The sequence below is a fragment of the Pseudomonas auratipiscis genome, assembly GCF_036324085.1.
In the GTDB taxonomy this organism is placed as follows: domain Bacteria; phylum Pseudomonadota; class Gammaproteobacteria; order Pseudomonadales; family Pseudomonadaceae; genus Aquipseudomonas; species Aquipseudomonas auratipiscis.
In genome coordinates, this window is the sequence record NZ_JAZDCU010000006.1 from 235,406 (window position 1) to 256,556 (window position 21,151).

The 21,151-nt window shown below is 50.7% G+C and carries 18 protein-coding genes and 3 pseudogenes; 14 read left to right on the forward strand and 7 right to left on the reverse strand.

Translation table 11 applies throughout. The annotated features are described in order from the left end of the window. Positions 1–80 precede the first annotated feature (80 nt). The 12 genes and pseudogenes from V0R60_RS11070 to tnpC (V0R60_RS11125) all read left to right on the forward strand — a co-directional run bounded on the left by V0R60_RS11070 (position 81) and on the right by tnpC (V0R60_RS11125) (position 13,464). Positions 81–1,310: a lipopolysaccharide biosynthesis protein gene (locus V0R60_RS11070; protein WP_330079690.1), complete on the forward strand. Its 1,230-nt coding sequence runs from the start codon at positions 81–83 to the stop codon at positions 1,308–1,310. Further along, on the forward strand, positions 1,307–1,918 hold the full coding sequence (gene hisH, locus V0R60_RS11075) for an imidazole glycerol phosphate synthase subunit HisH (protein ID WP_330079691.1): 612 nt from the start codon (positions 1,307–1,309) through the stop codon (positions 1,916–1,918). The genes V0R60_RS11070 and hisH (V0R60_RS11075) overlap by 4 nt, the downstream gene beginning before the upstream one ends. Continuing rightward, on the forward strand, positions 1,919–2,665 hold the full coding sequence (locus tag V0R60_RS11080; RefSeq protein WP_330079692.1) for an AglZ/HisF2 family acetamidino modification protein: 747 nt from the start codon (positions 1,919–1,921) through the stop codon (positions 2,663–2,665). Between the two features lie 97 nt (positions 2,666–2,762). After that, positions 2,763–3,914: an N-acetyl sugar amidotransferase gene (locus tag V0R60_RS11085; protein WP_330079693.1), complete on the forward strand. Its 1,152-nt coding sequence runs from the start codon at positions 2,763–2,765 to the stop codon at positions 3,912–3,914. A gap of 42 nt (positions 3,915–3,956) precedes the next feature. After that, positions 3,957–5,075 carry a glycosyltransferase family 4 protein gene (locus tag V0R60_RS11090; RefSeq protein ID WP_330079694.1) on the forward strand — a complete coding sequence of 373 codons (1,119 nt, stop codon included), beginning with the start codon at positions 3,957–3,959 and terminating at the stop codon, positions 5,073–5,075. Then, positions 5,072–6,163, forward strand: coding sequence for a non-hydrolyzing UDP-N-acetylglucosamine 2-epimerase (gene wecB / locus V0R60_RS11095; protein ID WP_330079695.1), 1,092 nt, complete (start codon positions 5,072–5,074; stop codon positions 6,161–6,163). Before V0R60_RS11090 ends, wecB begins: the two co-directional genes overlap by 4 nt. After that, on the forward strand, positions 6,160–7,383 hold the full coding sequence (locus tag V0R60_RS11100) for a glycosyltransferase family 4 protein (RefSeq protein ID WP_330079696.1): 1,224 nt from the start codon (positions 6,160–6,162) through the stop codon (positions 7,381–7,383). The genes wecB and V0R60_RS11100 overlap by 4 nt, the downstream gene beginning before the upstream one ends. Further along, a complete protein-coding gene (locus V0R60_RS11105) occupies positions 7,383–7,976 on the forward strand; it encodes a sugar transferase (RefSeq protein ID WP_375547272.1) in 594 nt (197 codons plus the stop codon). Before V0R60_RS11100 ends, V0R60_RS11105 begins: the two co-directional genes overlap by 1 nt. Before the next feature lie 151 nt (positions 7,977–8,127). Next, positions 8,128–9,306: a DegT/DnrJ/EryC1/StrS family aminotransferase gene (locus V0R60_RS11110; RefSeq protein WP_330079698.1), complete on the forward strand. Its 1,179-nt coding sequence runs from the start codon at positions 8,128–8,130 to the stop codon at positions 9,304–9,306. Positions 9,307–9,456: 150 nt separating this feature from the next. Next, entirely contained in the window at positions 9,457–11,454 is a 1,998-nt protein-coding gene (locus V0R60_RS11115) for a polysaccharide biosynthesis protein (protein WP_330079732.1), read from the forward strand. A 120-nt stretch (positions 11,455–11,574) separates the two neighbouring features. Beyond that, a complete protein-coding gene (tnpB, locus tag V0R60_RS11120; RefSeq protein ID WP_330079699.1) occupies positions 11,575–11,934 on the forward strand; it encodes an IS66 family insertion sequence element accessory protein TnpB in 360 nt (119 codons plus the stop codon). 18 nt (positions 11,935–11,952) lie between these two features. Beyond that, positions 11,953–13,464: pseudogene (tnpC, locus tag V0R60_RS11125) on the forward strand (IS66 family transposase). Positions 13,465–13,572: 108 nt separating this feature from the next. On the opposite strand, the gene V0R60_RS11130 reads toward tnpC (V0R60_RS11125), so the two are convergent. The 6 genes and pseudogenes from V0R60_RS11130 to V0R60_RS11155 all read right to left on the reverse strand — a co-directional run. Then, entirely contained in the window at positions 13,573–14,865 is a 1,293-nt protein-coding gene (locus V0R60_RS11130) for a hypothetical protein (RefSeq protein ID WP_330079700.1), read from the reverse strand. Between the two features lie 13 nt (positions 14,866–14,878). Beyond that, positions 14,879–15,616 (reverse strand): AglZ/HisF2 family acetamidino modification protein, encoded by a 738-nt coding sequence (locus V0R60_RS11135; RefSeq protein ID WP_330079701.1) that lies wholly within the window; start codon positions 15,614–15,616, stop codon positions 14,879–14,881. Continuing rightward, complete coding sequence (hisH, locus tag V0R60_RS11140) at positions 15,617–15,994, reverse strand: imidazole glycerol phosphate synthase subunit HisH (RefSeq protein ID WP_330079702.1); 378 nt, start codon at positions 15,992–15,994, stop codon at positions 15,617–15,619. A gap of 472 nt (positions 15,995–16,466) precedes the next feature. Then, positions 16,467–17,998, reverse strand: a pseudogene (gene tnpC, locus V0R60_RS11145) (IS66 family transposase). Positions 17,999–18,016: 18 nt separating this feature from the next. Then, on the reverse strand, positions 18,017–18,376 hold the full coding sequence (gene tnpB, locus V0R60_RS11150) for an IS66 family insertion sequence element accessory protein TnpB (RefSeq protein WP_330079703.1): 360 nt from the start codon (positions 18,374–18,376) through the stop codon (positions 18,017–18,019). Between the two features lie 159 nt (positions 18,377–18,535). Further along, positions 18,536–18,790 (reverse strand): annotated as a pseudogene (locus V0R60_RS11155) (transposase domain-containing protein); the annotation flags it as partial. Positions 18,791–18,865: 75 nt separating this feature from the next. Here V0R60_RS11155 and V0R60_RS11160 point away from each other — a divergent pair. Further along, on the forward strand, positions 18,866–20,116 hold the full coding sequence (locus V0R60_RS11160) for an IS256 family transposase (RefSeq protein WP_330079704.1): 1,251 nt from the start codon (positions 18,866–18,868) through the stop codon (positions 20,114–20,116). A gap of 180 nt (positions 20,117–20,296) precedes the next feature. Beyond that, the gene (locus V0R60_RS11165; RefSeq protein WP_203542970.1) at positions 20,297–20,626 is read left to right on the forward strand and encodes a ComEA family DNA-binding protein; all 330 of its coding nucleotides are present in this window, start codon (positions 20,297–20,299) and stop codon (positions 20,624–20,626) included. Between the two features lie 235 nt (positions 20,627–20,861). Here V0R60_RS11165 and V0R60_RS11170 read toward each other — a convergent pair whose 3' ends face one another. After that, positions 20,862–21,029: a DUF2897 family protein gene (locus V0R60_RS11170; protein ID WP_136475091.1), complete on the reverse strand. Its 168-nt coding sequence runs from the start codon at positions 21,027–21,029 to the stop codon at positions 20,862–20,864. Positions 21,030–21,151 lie beyond the last annotated feature (122 nt).

The following is a 21,151-nucleotide window of genomic DNA, read 5'->3' on the forward strand; positions in this document are numbered from 1 at the left end:
TCAATATCGGCGATTTGACTCTCTAATTATTGTTGTCGAATCCGATGGCACGACCCAAATCCGGCGTCAGGGGATGACCAGTGAGTAACTACTGGAAAAGTGTTGCATCTGTCTTGACGGGGGCGACGCTCGCTCAGGTAATCCCGATTCTAGGCTCATTGGTGATAGCGCGAATTTACTCACCTGCCGAATTCGGAATTTTTGCCAGTTGGCTTGGCCTGGTTACATTGTTGAGTGTAGTGTTGAGCGCCCGCTTCGAAACGGCGTTGGCGATTGAGCCAGATGGCGAGCCTAGAAGGATCGCTGTCCTGGCAACCTTGGTCACGGCGTGTTTGATGGCGCTCGTGGCAGGCCTTGGCGTTGCATTGGCAATGGCGTTGTTGCCGGAGTTGCTCAAAGGCGTTCCATGGGTTTTGGTCGTTGGCGCCGTGCCCACCGCTCTCGCCCTGACATTTGCTGTGACGTGGCAATCCTGGGCTGCTGCGGAAGGTAATTATCGCAGCCTGTCCGGGATGCGTTTGATACAAGCAGCAACTGTAACGCTCATCCAGATTTTGGTGGGTTTTCAGTTCGCCACTGCGGGTGCCTTGGCCATGGGGCACTTTGCGGGCGTGCTGATTGCTGTAGTCGCTTCAACCTGGCTGATGCCAACAGGGAGATTTCCTGCAGGAACCTGTGTGTCCTCCATTATCGATTTCTGGAGGCGTCACAAGCGCTTTCCTATCTTTTCTTTGCCCGCGGACTCCATTAACGCAGCGGCAGCACAGCTTCCGGTCCTTGTTGTTACCAGTCGTTTTGGTGCCGAAGTGGGGGGGCTGCTTGCGATGACCATGAAGATTCTCGGGGCACCGATCGGGCTGTTGGGTAAGGCCGTTCTTGACGTATTCAAGCGGCATGCAGCGACCAGCTATCGAGAGCGCGGAGAGTGTCGTGCTGAATACCTGCGTACCTTCAAAGTGTTGTTACTGGCTTCTCTTTTGTTTTGTGCAGTGATGGTACCTTGGAGCGAACATCTTTTTGCCTTAGCTTTTGGTGAGAGTTGGCGGGAAGCGGGGATTATGGCTATCTGGATGTTGCCTGTCTTTGCTCTGCGGTTCATTGCTAGCCCTTTGAGCTACATGGTTTATATCGCAGGTAAACAACATTTGGATCTATTTTGGCAGGTTGCTTTGCTGTTGGTGACCTGCGCAAGTCTGATGTTGCTCAGTGGCTACGACGTGGCGCTGCAAGTCTACAGTGTTGGCTATGCCACGCTCTACCTAGTTTATCTTGGCATGTCCTATCGTTTCAGCCTCGGAGTACGGAATTGATCGTTATTATCGATTACGACATAGGTAACATTTCAGCAGTAGCCAATATGTTGCTGCGTGTTGGTGTTCGCTGCAAGATTAGCCGGCAGGCGGAAGATGTCGAACAGGCTGAACGTATTATACTTCCCGGCAATGGTTCATTTGATGCCTGCATGTTGAATCTGCGGGCAAGTGGGCTGATCCCAATATTGGAACACAAAGTTTTAGAGCAGGGAACGCCGTTGCTGGGGATCTGCGTGGGAGCGCAAATGCTCGGCCACACCAGTGCTGAAGGCAATGAAGCCGGATTGGGCTGGTTGGACATGGAGGTGAGGCGCTTTCCGGACATGCCTGGTTTAAGGGTTCCCCACATGGGCTGGAACCAAGTGACCCCCGTTGGGATGGAGAATCGCCTAACCCAAGAAATGGAAGCGGACAGTCGTTTCTATTTTGTGCATAGCTACTTCATGGAGCCAAAGAATCAAGAGGATGTACTGCTAAAAGCACACTATGGTATCGATTTTGCTGCGGGCGTTTCGCGCGATAATATTGCGGGTGTCCAGTTCCATCCTGAAAAGAGCCATCGCTTTGGAAAAAAACTCCTCGCTTCGTTTGTAAAGGGTGAATGAATGTACCGTGCTCGAGTAATTCCCTGCCTGCTTGTTCGCGATAATGGGTTGGTTAAAACCCGAAAATTCAAAGATGCGGTTTACATCGGCGACCCGGTTAACGCGGTGCGAATTTTCAGCGACAAAGAGGTGGATGAAATCGTCGTATTGGACATTGATGCTTCCCGCGAGGGGCGTGAGCCGAACTATGAACTCATTGAGGAGATGGCAGGTGAGGCATTCATGCCAATGGCATACGGTGGTGGTATTCGAACAATTGATCAGGTTCGCAAGCTGATTCGGTCCGGTATCGAAAAAGTGGTGATCAACAGCGCCGCAGCGGAGTCGATGGATGTTATCCGTCAGGCTGCAGAACTCTTTGGAAGCCAGGCGGTCGTTGGAGCGGTGGACGTGCGAAAGACGTTGTTTGGCGGATATCGCGTCGTCGTGAAATCAGCATCTGTAGAAATTAAGGTGTCGTTGGACGAGCATGTTCAAAGATTAGTCAACGCTGGTGTAGGAGAAATTTTCTTAAACAGCGTCGATCGTGATGGAATGATGGCCGGTTACGACATTGGCTTGATCCAAAGTGTATCAGAAAAAGTAAATGTTCCGGTCGTTGCTTGTGGTGGCGCTGGCACGCCTGAGCACCTAGCTCAAGCTGTAAAAGAAGGTGGGGCGTCGGCTGTCGCAGCCGGAAGTATGTTTGTTTTTCATGGTAAGCATAGGGCGGTACTTATTAACTACCCTAAAGTTTTTAATTTTTGAGGCGTTTTGTACTTACATCTGTAATCGGTGTGCTGCGCCTTGGGTGAATTACATAAGGTTGAGCCCTAGCGCCAGCCTGATCATTGGTAGCTGATGAATGAATATTGAAAGCGTGTCATACAAGGTTTGCAGTCGTTGTGTAATGGATACAAGTGATCCAGGAATTGTATTCGATGGTGCGGGCGTCTGTAATCATTGCCTGGAGTTTGAGTCGGTCACAAAGAAAAATTGGTTTCCAAACGAGGAGGGAGCTGCTCGTTGGACCAAAGTTGTAGAGCAAATAAAAGCTGCGGGCAAAGGTCAAGAATATGATTGTATTCTAGGACTAAGTGGCGGTGTTGATAGCTCTTATCTCGCTATAAAGGTAAAAGATTGGGGTTTGCGGCCTCTGGTTGTACACGTCGATGCTGGCTGGAACAGTGAATTGGCAGTGGCGAATATCGAAGCGCTTGTAAAGCACTGTGAATATGACCTCCACACCCATGTCGTAGATTGGGAAGACATGCGGGACCTGCATCTGGCGTATCTTAAAGCGGGGATCTCTAATCAAGATGTGCCGCAGGACCACATTTTTTTCGCAAGTCTTTACCATTTCGCTACTAAAAATGGAATTAAATACATATTGTCTGGCGGTAACATTTCAACTGAGGGTATTTTCCCTAGAACTTGGCACGGTACAGCAATGGATGCTATCAATCTCAAGGCTATCCATAGAAGATACGGGGAACGTAAGCTGAGGAACTATAAAACTATTAGTTTCTTTGATTATTATTTTTGGTATCCAATTGTAAAAAAAATGCGTACGGTACGTCCTCTTGACTTTATGCCGTATGACAAAGGGCAGGCGCTCCAAGAACTTGAACGCACTGTGGGTTATAAGGCCTACGCACGGAAGCACGGTGAGTCTCAGTTTACAAAGCTATTTCAAAACTACTATTTGCCAACAAAATTTGGGTTTGACAAACGGTTGCCCCATTTGTCTAGTTTGATCGTTTCCGGGCAAATGACCCGAGACGAAGCTGTGGCCAAGCTTGCTGAGCCCCTCTATGATCTTGATGAGCTGGAAATTGATATTGCTTATTTTTGTAAGAAGTTAAAAATCAGTCGTGTCCAGTTTGATGATTTTATGAAAGCTCCTATTCATAATTATACAGATTTTCCAACGTGGGATGCTCGTTACCGGATGCTTAAAGCAGTTCAGGCCTTGGTTTCGAAAGTTACGGGGAAGCGTATTCGGGTTTACTCCTGAGTAATCTGAAGAACTATTGTTTGCCAGTCATAAGAGTATGAGATGAAAGTTTGTCACCTAACATCGGTTCATCCACGTTACGATACACGAATCTTCTACAAGGAATGTGTGTCGTTGTCGAAGGCAGGGTACTCTGTATCATTAGTGGTAGCTGATGGTAAAGGCGATGAACTTCAGGGCGGTGTTTCAATTGTTGATGCTGGAGTGTTACCTGGTCGTATCAATCGTATTTTCAGGACCACCCAAAGAGTCCTTGAAAAAGCTAATCAGGTAGATGCAGATATTTATCACTTGCATGACCCTGAACTTTTGCCGATCGGTCTTTCGCTAAAAAAGCGGGGAAAGAAAGTTATTTTCGACTCCCATGAGGATGTTCCGAAACAAATTCTTGCTAAGCCGTACCTTGGCCGATTCTCCAAGAAATTGGTTTCATCCTGTGTTGGAGCATATGAGCGCTGGGCGTGCGCGAAACTTGACGGAATTATTGCTGCCACTCCTTTTATTTGCGAAAAATTTAAGCACGTCAATTCTGCTGTAGTAGCCATCAACAACTATCCGATGATTGAGGAACTCGCTGAGATTGGGGTCGAATGGTCTAAGAAGTCAAGCGAGGTATGTTACGTTGGTGGTTTTGCGGTGCCTCGAGGGGTTGGCGAGATCGTAGATGCGATGGCGTTCGTCAAGTCTGACACGAAGTTACTGTTGGCTGGTAAGTTTATGGACTCGGTAACAGAGGAGAGAATTAAGAACTCATCTGGTTGGGGGCGAAGCGAATTGCTTGGCTTTCTTAATCGAGACGGGGTTCGCGACACGCTTTATCGGTCCCGAGCTGGATTAGTTACATTACATCCGATTATCAATTATTTGGACGCGCTCCCGGTGAAAATGTTTGAGTACATGGCTGCCGGTATTCCTGTAATAGCTTCTGATTTTCCCCTGTGGCGGGAAATCATAGAAAAAAGTAAGTGTGGGTTGCTTGTCGATCCAATGAACCCAGTCTCCATTGCTCAAGCAATTGATTCGCTAATGGATGACTCAGAAGCCGCTCGTCTCATGGGTGAGAATGGTCGAAAAGCGGTCCGCTCTACATATAATTGGGGTAACGAATCCCTGAAGCTCGTTGCTTTTTACAAGCAGATTTTTGATAAGGAAAAATCATGAAGATTCTTACCGTTCTGGGAGCGCGCCCCCAATTTATTAAAGCTAGTGTCGTTTCCAATTACATCTCAAAATGTGAGGGTGTCGAGGAGGTCGTCGTCCATACCGGCCAGCATTTCGACGCAAATATGTCCGATGTGTTCTTCGACGAACTGGGCATGAACCGTCCCGCGCATCTTTTGGATATCCACGGCGGTAGCCATGGCAATATGACAGGGCGCATGCTGATTGAGGTCGAGAAGGTGATTCTCGCCGAAAATCCGGACCTGGTACTAGTTTACGGGGATACCAACTCTACTTTGGCGGGTGCGTTGGCATCGGTGAAACTGCATGTGCCTGTTGCCCATATTGAGGCCGGTCTGCGATCTTTCAACATGTTAATGCCGGAAGAAATCAATCGGATTTTGACTGATCGCGTATCCAAATGGCTATTCACCCCGACCACAGCGGCTGAGACACATTTGCTGTCAGAGGGAATATCGTCAGAGAAGATAGTTCCTGTGGGGGACGTGATGTATGACGTTGCTCTTTTCCACGGATCTCGTGTCAATGTCGAAGGTCGAATGATTGAGCGTTTAGGCCTAAAGGCCGGGAAATATATACTTGCGACTGTTCATCGCGCTGAAAATACCGATGATCCAGTCCGACTGCGCGCAATTGTGGAGGCCTTTCAGGAGGTTTGCACCGATTTGCCTGTCGTTTGGCCTGTGCATCCTAGAACTCGGGCCGTCTTGCAGCAACAGGGGCTGTTGGCTGATATTCCAACCAATCTTCTGATGATTGATCCTATCGGTTACCTAGATATGGTCCAGTTGGAAAAGTACGCCGGGCTTATTGCTACTGATTCCGGGGGAGTACAGAAAGAAGCATTTTTCTATGGTGTCCCATGTGTGACATTGCGAGATGAAACCGAATGGGTCGAGTTGGTAGATTCTGGTTGGAATAGTCTTGTATCGCCCGTTGAGAGCCACGTCGTGGTCTCTGCGATCCGCGCAGCTATAGGCACGAAGGGGGCGTCGATTCAGCCATACGGCGAAGGAAATGCAGCTGAACGAATTGTTCAGTGCTTGTTGAGAGATATGGCAGTATGAAGAATGTCTGGATTCTTAACCATTATGCTCAAGAGCCTGGTGGAGCCGGTGGTACTCGCCATTATCATTTGGCAAAGAGCCTTCGCGCATATGGGTGGAAGGCCTCGATAATTGCGGCAAGTGTTGAACATCAATCGGGGCGACAACGATTGGCGGTGGCTGAGAAGAGTAGGCTTGATCACTACAACGGAATTCCTTTTCTTTGGTTGAGAACAACGGAATATGAGGGGAATGGAGCAGCGCGCATGCGCAATATGCTTGAGTACTCCCTGAGTGTGCTTAAACCGGGTGCCCTCGCCGCACTGGATAAGCCAGATGTGATCATTGGTTCCAGTGTTCACCCTTTCGCCGCCGCTGCCGGTGCGATCCTAGGCTGGAGGCATAAAGTACCTTTCGTTTTTGAGGTAAGGGATCTTTGGCCGCAGACGCTCATTGACATGGGTCGTTTGCGGGACAAGAGCCTGACGGCTCGCGCCCTGCGGGTGCTGGAAAAATGGCTTTATAAAAGGGCAAAACGTATTGTGGTGTTATTACCCAAAGCCTCTGAATACATTACGCCCATGGGGATTGATGCGGAGAAGGTTGTTTGGATTCCAAATGGGGTAGACCTCGAAGATTTCCCGAAGCCTGCTGAAAGGCCCGTTTCAGAGAAATTCACAGTTATGTACTTTGGTGCGCATGGTCCGGCAAACGGCTTGGATAATGTTCTCAAGGCTCAAAAGTTACTCGAAACGGACCCTGCTACTGCGCATGTGAGTTTGCGAATTATCGGAAACGGACCGTGCAAAAATGATCTGATCGCTTTGGCTGAGCAACTGGGACTGCAAAAAGTCTCATTCGAGAACGCAGTCCCCAAACGAGAGATCCCCGGTCTGGCGGCTGAGGCCGATGCGTTCGTATTCAATCTAATTGATGCTCCTGTGTTCAAGTTTGGCATCAGTTCCAACAAGCTATTCGATTTTATGGCGGGAGCACGACCGATATTGTTTTGCTGTGATGCTGGTAATAACCCTGTGGAGGATGCTGGTGCTGGCTTGACGGTTAGCCCCGGTAATCCAGAGGCGTTGGCTGAGGCCACGCGAGAAGTGATCGCGATGTCCCGAGAAAAGCGCTTAGCGATGGGTGAGGCTGGCCGACGTTATGTGGAGACTCAGCATGGTTTTGACAAGTTGGCCGGCAGCTTGGCGGACTGTCTTAATGTTTGTTGTGAGCGGCGTTGATGAAAAGAATTTTGGATTTCCTTGGGGCTTTATTCGGTTTAATCGTGCTTTCGCCAGTTATCTTACTTTTGGCGTGGTTGATTAAGCGCAAACTGGGTAGCCCGGTCCTATTCAGGCAAGTCCGCCCTGGGTTGAACGGCGCTCCATTCGAAATGGTCAAATTTCGTACGATGCGAGATGCATACAACGCCCAAGGAGAACCACTTCCTGATTCGGAGCGTATGACTCCCTTTGGCAGTTTTTTGCGTTCTAGCAGTCTGGATGAGCTACCTGAACTGTGGAATGTGTTGAAAGGCGAAATGAGCTTGGTAGGACCACGGCCATTGCTGATGGAGTACCTGCCTTTGTACGATCAACGTCAGAAACGGAGACATTTAGCACGCCCTGGAGTTACCGGATGGGCGCAGATCAATGGGAGAAATGCCCTGAGTTGGGAGGATAAATTCGAACTGGATGTCTGGTATGTCGAAAACCGTTCGACATGGCTGGACCTCAAGATCATCGCGCTGACAGTAAAGAAGGTACTCAAGCGCGATGGAATCAGTGCACAAGGTGAGGTCACTATGTCAAAGTTTACAGGCAGCAAGCGGTGAATTGGCTTGTCCGCTCGGTACTCACTGGCTTTGCCGGATCTGCCCAGCCTTAACACTGAAGTGGTGCATTCGTGATGGCCGGTGGGCAATTGAGTATTTGATTTCGCCGGTTTTTTTATCGCTATTTGCTTGAACATTCGGGGATCTTACTGTGCTTAACACACCTTTTTCGCCTTGGCCTTCATTTACTGAAGAAGAAGCGAATTCCGCGCGAGATGTCATACTGTCCAACAAGGTTAACTATTGGACCGGACAGGAATGCCGTCAGTTTGAGGAAGAATTTGCCAACTGGGTAGGCACCCATTACGCGGTAGCCATGGCTAACGGCACTGTAGCTTTGGATGTAGCGTTCAAAGCCATGAATATTGGATTGGGTGACGAAGTGGTAGTCACCTCAAGAACCTTCCTTGCGTCCGTCTCAAGTATCGTGAATTGCGGTGCCGTTCCAGTGTTCGCTGACGTGAATCTGGATTCACAGAATGTTGATGCATCTACCATCAGGGCGGTAATAACACCCCGTACCAAGGCAATCGTCTGTGTGCACCTCGCTGGTTGGCCATGTGACATGGACCCTATCATGGCCTTGGCCGAGGAATATGGCTTGCGGGTTATTGAGGACTGCGCTCAGGCGCACGGTGCAAGTTACAATGGCCGCGCTGTAGGTTCAATTGGGGATATTGGTGCTTGGTCGTTTTGCCAAGACAAGATTATGACCACCGGTGGTGAGGGTGGGATGGTTACCACCAATGATCGCGATCTCTGGATGAAAATGTGGTCTTACAAGGATCACGGCAAATCTTGGGAAGCGGTCTATGAGCGTGATCATGAGCCTGGTTTCAGATGGCTGCATGAGAGCTTTGGCACGAACTGGCGTATGCTCGAAGTCCAAGGAGCGATCGGTCGGATCCAGCTGCGTAAGATGCCTGAGTGGCATGAACGGCGTCTGAAAAATGCCGAGCGCATTTGGGCTTGCGCCAGGCAGTTGAAGGCTTTGCGCGCGCCTTCGTTACCGCTGGGCAGTGTGCACGCCGCCTATAAATGCTACGTTTTTGTCGAGCCCTCGGCCCTCAGAGAAGGCTGGAGTCGGGATCGTATCATCATCGAAATGGTGAATCAGGGTGTGCCATGTTTTTCGGGTTCGTGCTCCGAGGTCTATTTGGAAAAGGCTTTTGATGGTACGGACTGGCGGCCGCAGACCCGTTTACCCGTTGCACAGATCTTGGGTGAAACTAGCTTGATGTTTCTTGTACACCCCACTTTGACTGATGAGGAAATGAAAAAGACCTGTGACGTACTGTCTAAGGTTATGGCGCAAGCGACGACAACGTAGATTGGATTGTCGCGGCCGGCCGGGCGGTTGCCTGGCAGTTTTCTTCAGCGCCTTCCCGCACAGAGGGGCACTGAAGGAAGTGGGAGTGTTCGAATACTAATGGTACAGAAAGGATTTAGTTTGGTGCGTAGTCAGGAGAGCAAGCGAATGATGGACAGGATTCGTACAGGCATGCTGATGATGCCTCGGCGCTACAAGCGAGCCCTCCAAGTGGCAACCGACATTGTATTAGTCTGGGTGGCGCTCTGGCTTGCGTTCCTGGTACGTCTCGGGGTCGACGGGTTTTACGAGCCGTTACAGACACATTTCTGGTTATTCTTTTGCGCTCCGATCGTGGCAATCCCGATCTTTATCCGCTTTGGTATGTACAGGGCTGTGATGCGCTATTTCGGTAATGATGCGCTGATTACAATATGCAAGGCAGTTTCCCTATCCTCTCTACTCCTTTCGTTAGTGGTCTATTGGCATAGTAATCATACGGCGACCGTACCTCGCTCCATCGTTTTCAACTATTGGTGGCTCAGTATGGTTTTGATCGGTGGTCTTCGCTTGATCATGCGACAATACTTCTTGGGCGACTGGTTTGCAGCTAGTCAGTATGTGCCATTTACTAATCGTGATAATGGTCTACCGAAAGTTGCTATTTATGGTGCAGGTGCGGCAGGTAATCAACTGGTAGCTGCTTTACGGGTCGGGCGAGCCATGAGGCCAGTCGCATTTATTGATGATGACAGCGGTGTTGCGGATCGTATTATTTCTGGCCTGCAAGTGTTCCACGGTAAAGATATTCAGAAAATGATCGATATGACCGGCGCGGAAGAGATCTTGTTAGCGATTCCTTCAGCAACACGTGCTCGGCGCCGAGAGATTTTAGGGTTCCTTGAGAACTTTCCGTTGCATGTCAGAAGTGTGCCTGGATTCATGGACCTGGCGAGTGGCCGCGTGAAAGTTGATGACATCCAAGAGGTCGATATCGCTGATTTGTTGGGGCGAGATGCAGTGCCTGCGCAAGATAATCTACTCGAGCACTGCATCACTGGTCAGGTTGTGATGGTGACAGGCGCCGGGGGATCCATCGGCTCAGAACTCTGTAGACAAATTATTGCGCTCAAACCTACTGCATTGCTGTTATTCGAACACAGTGAGTTCAACCTTTACAGTATTTTTGGAGAGATAGAGCAGCGTATCATCCGAGAAAGCCTGCCGATAAGGCTCCTTCCATTCCTTGGCTCGGTGCGCAATCAGAAACACCTCTACGACACGATGGAGATGTGGGGCGTCGATACTGTTTATCACGCAGCTGCTTACAAACATGTGCCTTTAGTTGAACATAATATTGCAGAGGGCGTGATAAATAACGTGCTAGGCACGTTGAATACTGCACAAGCAGCTATTCAGGCTAATGTCTCTAACTTTGTTCTCATCTCTACTGATAAGGCAGTGCGACCAACCAATGTAATGGGGAGTACAAAACGTCTTTCGGAAATGACATTGCAGGCTTTGAGCAAGGAGCTTGCCCCCGTCTTGTTTGGCGACTCAGCGAACGTTGCTCGCGTTAATAAAACACGATTCACCATGGTACGCTTCGGCAATGTATTGGGCTCTTCCGGTTCAGTAATTCCGCTTTTCCATAAGCAGATTAAAGCGGGCGGCCCTCTTACCGTAACCCATCCCAAGATAACACGATATTTCATGACGATTCCTGAAGCCGCCCAGTTAGTTATTCAGGCGGGCTCTATGGGACTGGGCGGCGATGTGTTTGTATTGGATATGGGGGAGCCGGTTGAAATTGCGAAGCTTGCAGAAAAAATGATCCATCTCTCAGGTTTGAGTGTGCGCTCTGAACGTAATCCACACGGGGACATATCCATTGAGTTCACAGGTTTACGTCCAGGAGAAAAACTCTACGAAGAATTGTTGATTGGGGAGAATGTTTCGCCCACTCAGCATCCAATGATCATGAGTGCTACGGAAGATTATCTCGGTTGGGAAGCCCTAAAGACCCAACTGTCAAGGTTAATTCAGGCAGTATCCGATGATGACTATATACAAGTGAGGCAATTGCTTCGTGAAAGCGTTAGTGGGTATTCGCCTGGTGGGGAAATTGTTGATCTTGTTTATCAGCAATTACGTTCAGAGACCAAGTAACGCTTTCAGATAATTTCGAAAAAACGGTGCTTATACAGTAACCGCTCCATGAACCCCACATTCAAAGCGCTTAGCTTATCCCGGATGCTGTGCTCCCGATTCTCTCAGGAGCCCGCCGCCATGATGCGTCCCGACGCCAAAGTCGAAAAAGTCTATCTCTATCCCAAGCCCGTCGACTTCCGAAAATCCATTGACGGCCTGGCTGCGTTGGTCGAGCTGGATATTAAAGTCGCGGCCTTTGACCCAGTGCTTTTTGTTTTCCTCAACAAGCCACGCAACCGCGTGAAGATCTTGTACTGGGAACGCAACGGCTTCTGCCTTTGGTTCAAGCGTTTGGAGTCCGAGCGCTTCAAAACGTCGCCTGACGTGACGGACGAAGCGATTGTCCTGACTGTCCAGGAACTCAACTGGATGCTCGACGGTTTTGACCTCTGGCGTAACCGTCCTCATCAGGTTTTGACGCCACGATTCGTGGCCTGATTCGCTATAATCCAGGGCATGAATTTCGTGCCCGACAACCTTCCTGATGATCCTGAATTGCTCAAGCAGATGCTTGCGAAGATGCAATCCAGGATGGGCGTGCTCGAAGAACAAGTTGCATTGCTGAGGCAGCGACTGTTTGGCCGAAAACCGGAGCAGGCCGTCGATCCTGCAACGCCTCAAATGGCGTTGTTCAATGAAGCGGAGCACGAGGTCGAGTTGGCGTGCGAGACCGCTGAAGAAGAGGTCGTCGCACCCGCCAAGCGCCGTGGCAAGCGCAAGCCACTGCCTGCGGATCTGCCGCGCATCGAAGTGATCCACGAACTGCCCGAGCATGAACTGACCTGTATCTGCGGCTGCCGCAAACACGCCATTGGTGAGGAAATCAGCGAGCAGCTTTAAATCGTGCCGATGCAGATCCGGGCGATCAAACACGTTCGTAAAGTCTACGGTTGCCGCAACTGCGAGATGGCGCCGGTCACTGCTGACAAGCCGGCTCAACTGATTGAAAAAAGCATGGCCAGCCCTAGCGTTCTGGCGATGCTGCTGACCACCAAATATGTGGACGGTTTACCGCTACACCGCTTTGAAAAAGTGCTGGGTCGCCACGGCATTGATATCCCGCGCCAAACCTTGGCGCGCTGGGTTATCCAGTGCGGCGAGCACTTTCAGCCGCTGCTGAATTTATTGCGCGACAGCCTATTGGCCAGCCGCGTCATCCATTGCGATGAAACGCGGGTGCAGGTGTTGAAAGAGCCTGACCGTGAGCCGAGCAGCCAGTCATGGATGTGGGTGCAAACCGGCGGCCCGCCGGATAAGCCGGTCATCCTTTTTGACTACTCGACCAGCCGGGCGCAGGAAGTGCCTATGCGCCTGCTCGATGGCTATCGTGGCTACGTCTTGACCGACGATTATGCCGGTTACAACGCGCTGGGCGCCCAAGCTGGAGTTGAGCGTTTAGGATGCTGGGCCCACGCGCGTCGTAAATTCGTTGAAGCACAGAAAGTGCAGCCCAAAGGTAAAACGGGGCGCGCGGATATCGCGCTGAATCTGATCAACAAGCTTTACGGCATCGAACGCGACCTAAAAGCTTGCGACGACGCTGAACGTCAGATCGGTCGTCACGAACAAAGCCTGCCGATACTGGCTCAGTTGAAAAGCTGGATCGAAAAGACGCAGCCACAAGTGACTGCTCAGAATGCCCTGGGCAAAGCCATCAGTTGCTTGGCAAACAACTGGAGCAAGCTGGAGCGATACGTCGAGGAAGGCTACCTGCCGCTGGACAACAACGCCGCTGAACGCGCGATCCGCCCCTTCGTGATCGGAAGAAAGAATTGGCTGTTTAGCGACACGCCCAAGGGCGCGACGGCCAGTGCTCAACTTTACAGCCTGGTCGAGACTGCCAAAGCCAACGGCCAAGAGCCCTATGCGTGGCTACGCCACGCACTCGAACGCCTGCCAATGGCGGCTTCGGTTGAAGACTACGAAGCCTTGCTGCCGTGGAACTGCTCACCCATATCGCTTGGCTGAGCGCACTACACATCTTGAAGTCGGTGGGGTTTGTGGAGCGCTTACTTAGTGTTATCACTATTAATCTGCATAATTTTTCACCACATCCAAATATCAAAGATTAAAAAACTACACTTTATTTAGGCGGAGATCATCATTGGGCGAACCACTATTTCTCGAAAATATCAAAAGCATGATAAGGACTCCGAGTCCAGATGAAACTAGTGCTGTCGTTGCAGCTTGCTCTGTGAGCAAAATCGCATACGAAAACCCAATATAAATTAACGCTGGATTGCGGTTACTGGAGTAAACAGAATCAAGCATTGCAAAGACAAATGCTACCAAGGCTACAGTAAGTACATACATAAGAAACCCTCCCGACGCCAACTGATATACAAACGCATTTGTATTTGCATTTAAGCCTGGAAGACCGAGAAACTCTTGGCCCACAACCATAGTGACTGGCTCATTGGATGCGATACCAGTTAGCGGTGACCATAAAGTTGAATCTGTTGACGACATAAATTCGAAATATGCTGAAATCAGCCAAGCTGGTACGCTCATCGCTCTACGAATGAAGTAGTCCGCAACGTAAGAATAGTCAAAAAACAAGTATTCAACTAGAAAAACAAAAAAGGCTAAAAATATACATATATAAATAATATTAACTAGCGAATACAGCCTACCAACTGAAGCCCTAGTCCCAATAATGAAAGCCACCCCAATAAATAAAAGAGGAGCCTTTACTCCCAAGAGGTAGAAAAAAGATAACCAGCACAGCAATGCAAAAAATAACAACCCGTATCGGCGCTGCCATCCGGCTACGAACGCAAAAAATGGTGCAAAGCCGTTAACAATGGCCGAATTCAAATAAGCAAGCGGTGTCCCCACTGAAAAAATTTCTCGCCCTTCAAGCCGTCGTACGTAGGACGTACCCAAATCAAAACCTGCAGATCCCGGCGGGTTTGCTAGTGCTAAAAAAACGCCTGTAATAGAAAGTGGTATCAGCAATAGCAACACAAAGTTATACGAAAAAAATCCCGGAAATCTAACCTTGGGCAGAATTGAAGCACTTACCCGAACTACAAAAAAAGGAACCGCCAGGATTAGAAAGCATCTAATAAACTCCAAAGGCGTAACAGGCCCCCGAATTAAATGCAAGATCGTGTAAGGGAAAATAACAAACAATCCATATAAAAAAGTGAAAAAATCTGAAGGAACCCTAATCCCCACAGGCATAAACACGCCAAGCAAAATAACGGCGACAAAAACCACCAGTACGTAGGAAAGATCAAAAACAAATACCTGATACCCTAAATACTCATTGGCCGCCGCTAACTTTAAATTATAGGCAAGGAGAAGGCCAAATACTAATAAAAACAAGCGGTTGATTGCGCCGATACGCCTAAAGAGTGGATGCATATATTACCCGCTCCTAAAATTCTATTTTCTGGGGGTAGTTAATCAGCACCGCTCGATGCTTACCATGAAATACAAACATACTACCGGCTGCAACTGCCGAGGCCCCGCCTTCACGGACTGCCTCCGCCATATGGTTTAGTGTACCTGCCCCACCACAAGCCATAACCGGGACATTCACTCGACGCGCCACAGATTGGATCAACGGGACGTCGTAACCACTCATCATCCCATCCCGATCGATGCTATTCAGAAAAATTTCGCCCACGCCTGCAGCAACAAGCTTATCGACGTGCTCATCATTTGCTTCAACACTGCCACATTTAGTTATTAGCCGGTTTCCTCCAAACAAAGTTTTACGGACATCTATCGCACCTACAACTGCTTGACTCCCAAATATATCAGCTGCTTCACTGATCACATCCATCGAGTCAAAAGCAGCAGTATTGATTACGACCTTCTCTATGCCTGAGCGAATTAATCGACGCACCTGATCAACTGTACGAATTCCGCCACCGTAAGCTAACGGCATAAATGCTTCGCCAGCAATTTCTTCGATAAGAGCGTAATTTGGTTCTTTTCCCTTGCGCGACGCATCGATATCAAGCACTATAATTTCATCTACTTCTTTGTCGCTAAAAATCCGTACTGGATTAACTGGATCGCCGATATACACTGGATCTTTGAATTTTCGCGTTTTGACCAATCCATTATCACGAATTAGCAAACAAGGAATTACACGAGCCCGATACATTCAATCACCTTTCACAAATGAAGCTAAGAGATTTTTGCCAAAGCGATGACTTTTTTCTGGGTGAAACTGCACACCAGTAATATTATTACGAGCTACAGCTGCGGCGAAACTTATGCCATAGCTAGTTTCTAATAATACATCCTCACGATTCCGCGGCTCCATGTAATAACTATGAACGAAGTAAAATCTAGCATCTTCATCTAAATCACGAGTTAATGGGTGCTCCCTAGTTGTAGGATGGGTCTGATTCCATCCCATATGCGGAACCCTTAAACCTGATATATCCGGGAAGCGCTTGACAGACATATCACCAACAATACCAATCAAGGCCTGCCTGCTTTTGAACTTCTCTACTGCTGTTTGTTTAATGTCTGTCATTTCTCGCAACTAACCTTGAATTAACCTACCCTTGCGCGCCGTTTATGCCACAGAGGGCTTCACTCCCTAAAATTCGTTCGACATACGAGCGAGCCGCATGCCGCCCTTACGTCTCGCTTAGCTGCGGCCGGAACTGTCCAGATCGACATAGCGCCACATGGGAAGCCCTATGAAAGCAGCTGCAATCATAAGGACTCACCCACCAATGTTCTATCGAAGTTTGCATGAATGGCGATCTTATCTGCTAGCCGGAATCCAACATCAAAAGGGTCACACCAAAACGATGTCACCCTAACATCATCCAGTTGCAGAGAGTAGAATCTCTTTGATTTCTCATTTCGCTGCCGACCATACCTGACGTCACCACTCGCTCAGCAGAGCCCTCAATTTCAAGGGTTTTGAGATAACGTAATCTGGTTTTTATCAGTAAGCGCTCCATGAACCCCACCCACCTCAAAGATGGGCCGGCGCATCACCGGTGCACTTGAGGCACGCAGTTCCACGGCAGCAGGGCTTCGTAATCCTCAACTGAGGACGCCTCCGGTAGGCGTTCCAGTGCGTGGCGCAGCCACGCGTAGGGCTCCTGGCCGTTGGCTTTGGCAGTTTCGACCAGGCTGTAAAGCTGTGCGCTGGCGGTGGCACCTTTGGGCGTGTCACTGAAGAGCCAGTTCTTTCTCCCGATGACAAACGGGCGGATGGCGCGCTCGGCAGCGTTGTTGTCGATCGGCAAGTATCCGTGTTCGACGTAGCGTTGCAACTTGCCCCAATTGCTGGCCAAGTAGCCGATGGCCTTGCCCAAGGCATTCTGCGTCGTGACCTGAGGTTGCGTTTTCTCTATCCAGCTTTTCAGTTGGGCCAGCAATGGCAAACTACGCTCCAAGCGGGCAGCTTTACGAGCTTCATCGCTGCTGTCCTTCAAGTCGCGCTCGATGCCATAGAGCTTGTTGATCAGGTTCAGGGCGATGTCAGCGCGTCCGGTCTTCCCCTTGGGCTGTACTTTTTGTGCTTCGACGAACTTGCGCCGCGCATGGGCCCAGCAGCCCAGGCGCTCAACGCCATCCTGCGCTCCGAGAGCGTTATAGCCAGCATAATCATCTGTCATCACATAGCCGCGATAGCCATCCAGCAGGCGAGTCGGTACCTCCTGCGCTCGGCTGGTGGAATAGTCGAAAAGGATGACTGGCTTATCGGGCCGGCCGCCAGTTTGCACCCACATCCAGGACTGGCTGCTCGGTTCGCGGTCAGGCTCTTTCAATACCTGTACCCGGGTCTCGTCGCAATGAATGATGTGGCTATTCAACAAGCTGTCGCGCATCAGGTTCAGCAGCGGCTGAAAGTGCTCGCCGGACTGAATGACCCAACGTGCCAAAGTTTGACGCGAGATATCGATGCCGTGACGTCCGAGCACTTTTTCGAAACGATGAAGTGGCAGGCCGTCCACGTATTTGGTGGTCAACAACATCGCCAGGACGCTGGGGCTGGCCATGCTTTTTCGATCATCTGGGCGGGCTTATCTGCGGTCACCGGTGCTGACTCACAGTCGCGGCAGCCGTAAACCTTGCGGATATGCTTGATGACCCGGATCTGCATCGGGACGATTTCAAGCTGCTCGCTGACTTCTTCGCCAATGGCGTGTTTGCGACAGCGGCACGCACATGTCAGCTCGTGTTCAGGGAGTTCATGAATGACCTCGACACGCGGCAGATCGCTGGGCAGTGGCTTGCGTTTGCCGTGGCGCTTGCTCGGAGCAACAACTTCTTCATCCGAAGCCTCGTCGGCCGGCTCTGCCAGGCTTTCTGCTTCGTCAAGGAGAGGGAGTTGGGGCGTAGCCGAATCGTTGGTCTGCTCTGTCTTACGGCCAAATAACCGCTGGCGGAGCAGCGCTACCTCTTCTTCCAGATGAACGATCTTGCCCTTGTCAGACGCACGCTCATTGATCATTTGCTCAAGCAGCTGCTTGAGCAAAATCGGATCGTCAGGGAGGGTGTCGGGCATGGAAATCATGCGACGGATTATACCGAATCAGGCGACGTAGCGAGGCGTCAGAACTTGATGGGGGCGGTTGCGCCAGAGGTCGAAGCCGTCGAGTAACCAGTTGAGTTCCTGGACGGTCAGGACAATGGCCTCGTCGGTGGGCTCAGGGGATGTTTTGAAGCGTTCCGAGTCGAGACGCTTGAGCCAGAGGCAGAAACCATTTCGCTCCCGGTACAAAATCTTCACGCGGTTTCGCGTTTTGTTGAGAAACACGAAGAGCACAGGGTCGAACACCGCCACTTTGATGTCCAGTTCGACCAGCGCAGCTAGACCGTCAATGGACTTTCGGAAGTCGACTGGCTTGGGATAAAGATAGACTTTTTCGACTTTGGTGTCGGGACGCATCATGGCGTGCGGGCTCCAGAAAGAAATCGGGAGCACAGCATCCGGGATCAGATAAGCGCTTTGAATGTGGGGTTCATGGAGCGCTTACAATCCATTGACGGCCTGGCTGCGTTGGTCGTAAGCGCTCCACAAACCCCACCGACTTCAAGATGTGTAGTGCGCTCAGCCAAGCGATATGGGTGAGCAGTTCCACGGCAGCAAGGCTTCGTAGTTTTCAACCGAAGCCGCCATTGGCAGGCGTTCGAGTGCGTGGCGTAGCCACGCATAGGGCTCTTGGCCGTTGGCTTTGGCAGTCTTGACCAGGCTGTAAAGTTGAGCACTGCCCGTCGCGTCCTTGGGCGTGTCGCTAAACAGCCAATTCTTTCTTCCGATCACGAAGGGGCGGATCGCGCGCTCAGCGGCGTTGTTGTCGGTGGGGTTTGTGGAGCGCTTACGGTCCTGGGGGGGGCAGAAATTTTGTGTTCGGGCATAACATGAGTAAGAGGTGCATGTATGCCAACGAAGAAGAAACCCGTGTTGCGAGAGTTACCGAAAATTCCGAAAGAGCTGCTTGAGCAATTCACCGACGGACCGATGACCGCTGAAGCCATTGAGGACGCCTCTGCGGCGTTCAAGAAGGCGTTGATCGAGCGAGCCCTCAGTGCTGAGCTTGGCCACCATTTGGGCTATCCGCCGGGCGCGCAGCGCCCAGAGGATGAAACCAACCAGCGCAATGGCAAGAGCGGCAAGACGGTTCTAACCGGCGATGGCCCGCTCCGACTGGATATCCCTCGCGACCGGGACGGCAGTTTTTCTCCCATCCTGATCCCCAAACACGAGCGTCGTTACACCGGGTTCGACGACAAGATCATCGCCATGTATGCCCGTGGAATGACGGTCAGAGAGATCCGTGCGTTTCTGTCCGAGCAGTGCGGTACTGATGTTTCTCCCGACTTCATCAGCTCTGTAACCGACGAGGTCATGGCAGAGATCGGTGCATGGCAACAGCGGCCATTGGAGCCGATGTATCCGGTTATTTTCTTCGATGCGCTACGGGTCAAAATCCGCGAAGAGGGTCTGGTTCGCAACAAGGCGATCCACTTAGCCCTGGGGGTTTTACCAGACGGAACACGCGATATTCTCGGCATTTGGATCGAAACCACCGAGGGCGCCAAATTCTGGATGAAGGTTTTCAACGACCTCAAAACACGCGGCGTCGAAGACGTATTGATTGCTGTGACCGATGGCCTCAAAGGCATGCCAGAAGCTCTCAACGCCGTATTTCCAGACACGACACTGCAGACATGCATCGTTCATCTGATCCGCAACAGCCTTGATTACGCGGCCTGGGATAAGCGTCGCGAACTGGCCAAGGCGCTCAAACCGATCTATCAAGCAGTCACCGCTGACGCGGCCGAGCAGGCGCTTGATGAGTTTGAAAGCGGGCCATGGGGCAAGCAGTATCCGACGGTGGTGGCTGCTTGGCGGCGGGCTTGGGACAGAGTGATTCTATTTTTTGTTTTCCCGCCGGCGATCAGAAAAGTGATCTACACGACAAACGCCATCGAGAGCATCAACGCTCAGCTGCGCAAGATCATCAAAACCCGAGGTCACTTCCCGACCGACGATGCGGCGACAAAACTGATCTGGCTTGGACTGCGCAATATCACGGCAAACTGGGGCTCAGCGGCCCATGACTGGAAAAGTGCGATGAATCAATTCGCGATTCTGTACGGAGATCGATTTATCAGGCCGACCTGGTAAAAGCATGGCCTGCCTAACGGCAGGCCGTTACCGGCCCGCACACAAAATATCTGACAGTCCCACGGTCCTATTTCGTAACGATTCCCCATACCCCACAGTTTGACTCTCCCCAATCCCGTTCTAGGTTTCAAAGGCAGCCAAGGAAAAGCTGCCTTTGCAATCACCTAGGAGTTTCACCTCATGCGCAACACCGTTCTGTCCTACCTTCTGCTCCCTCTCTTCGCCAGCGTTTCCTTCACGCTCAGCGCAGCCCCAGCCTCTGATCCAATAAAAACCCCAATCCCCGTAGTAGCTACCCAGCAATCCTCCCCACAGCTCGACTTGAACACTGCCGACGCACCAACCCTCCAGTCCACCCTGATGGGTATCGGTAAAACCAAAGCCGAGGCAATCGTTGCTTACCGTGACCAGCATGGTGCGTTCGCTTCGGTGGATGAGCTGCTGGAGATCAAGGGGATCGGCAAGGCGTTGCTGGATCGTAATCGCGATAGACTCACGGTGAGCCAGTGATACCCGTAAAGCTGATTTAAGTGGGCGGGTTTGCCTTAGGTATTGGGCGGCTGTTGTAACTTTATCCTAGGGCAAACTCGCTCCTACCGGGGCTGTGGTTGAAGGTGTCGAGAGTTAGCCTGTGAGCTTACCGTCGTCATCCGATGTGGCGGACCGGTTGGCTTTTTTAAGGCGTGTGAAGCGCTGCCACCGCACGTGACACGTTATGCGCGAACCCGAGTAGTCACTACCGGAGTTATCGATCCTGCGCATCCTTCGCATCCATCTCAGCATTACGCTCATGCACACGCTTAAGCTGCTCTTCGGTCAGAGGCAGCTTTTTCGCGGTATCACGCAGTAGCATCAGGCCGCCGACGATGGAACCTAGCGCCAGTACTAGTATTAACCAAGCATACCAGGGCATGTAGTCCTCCTTTGAGCAGTAACGTTCATTGTGCTCAACAATTTGGAGCCAATGGATCATTTATTGGTTCAATTATAGAGGGCTGCCTCCCGGTGGGCCAATTCACGATCATCGGCCCCCCA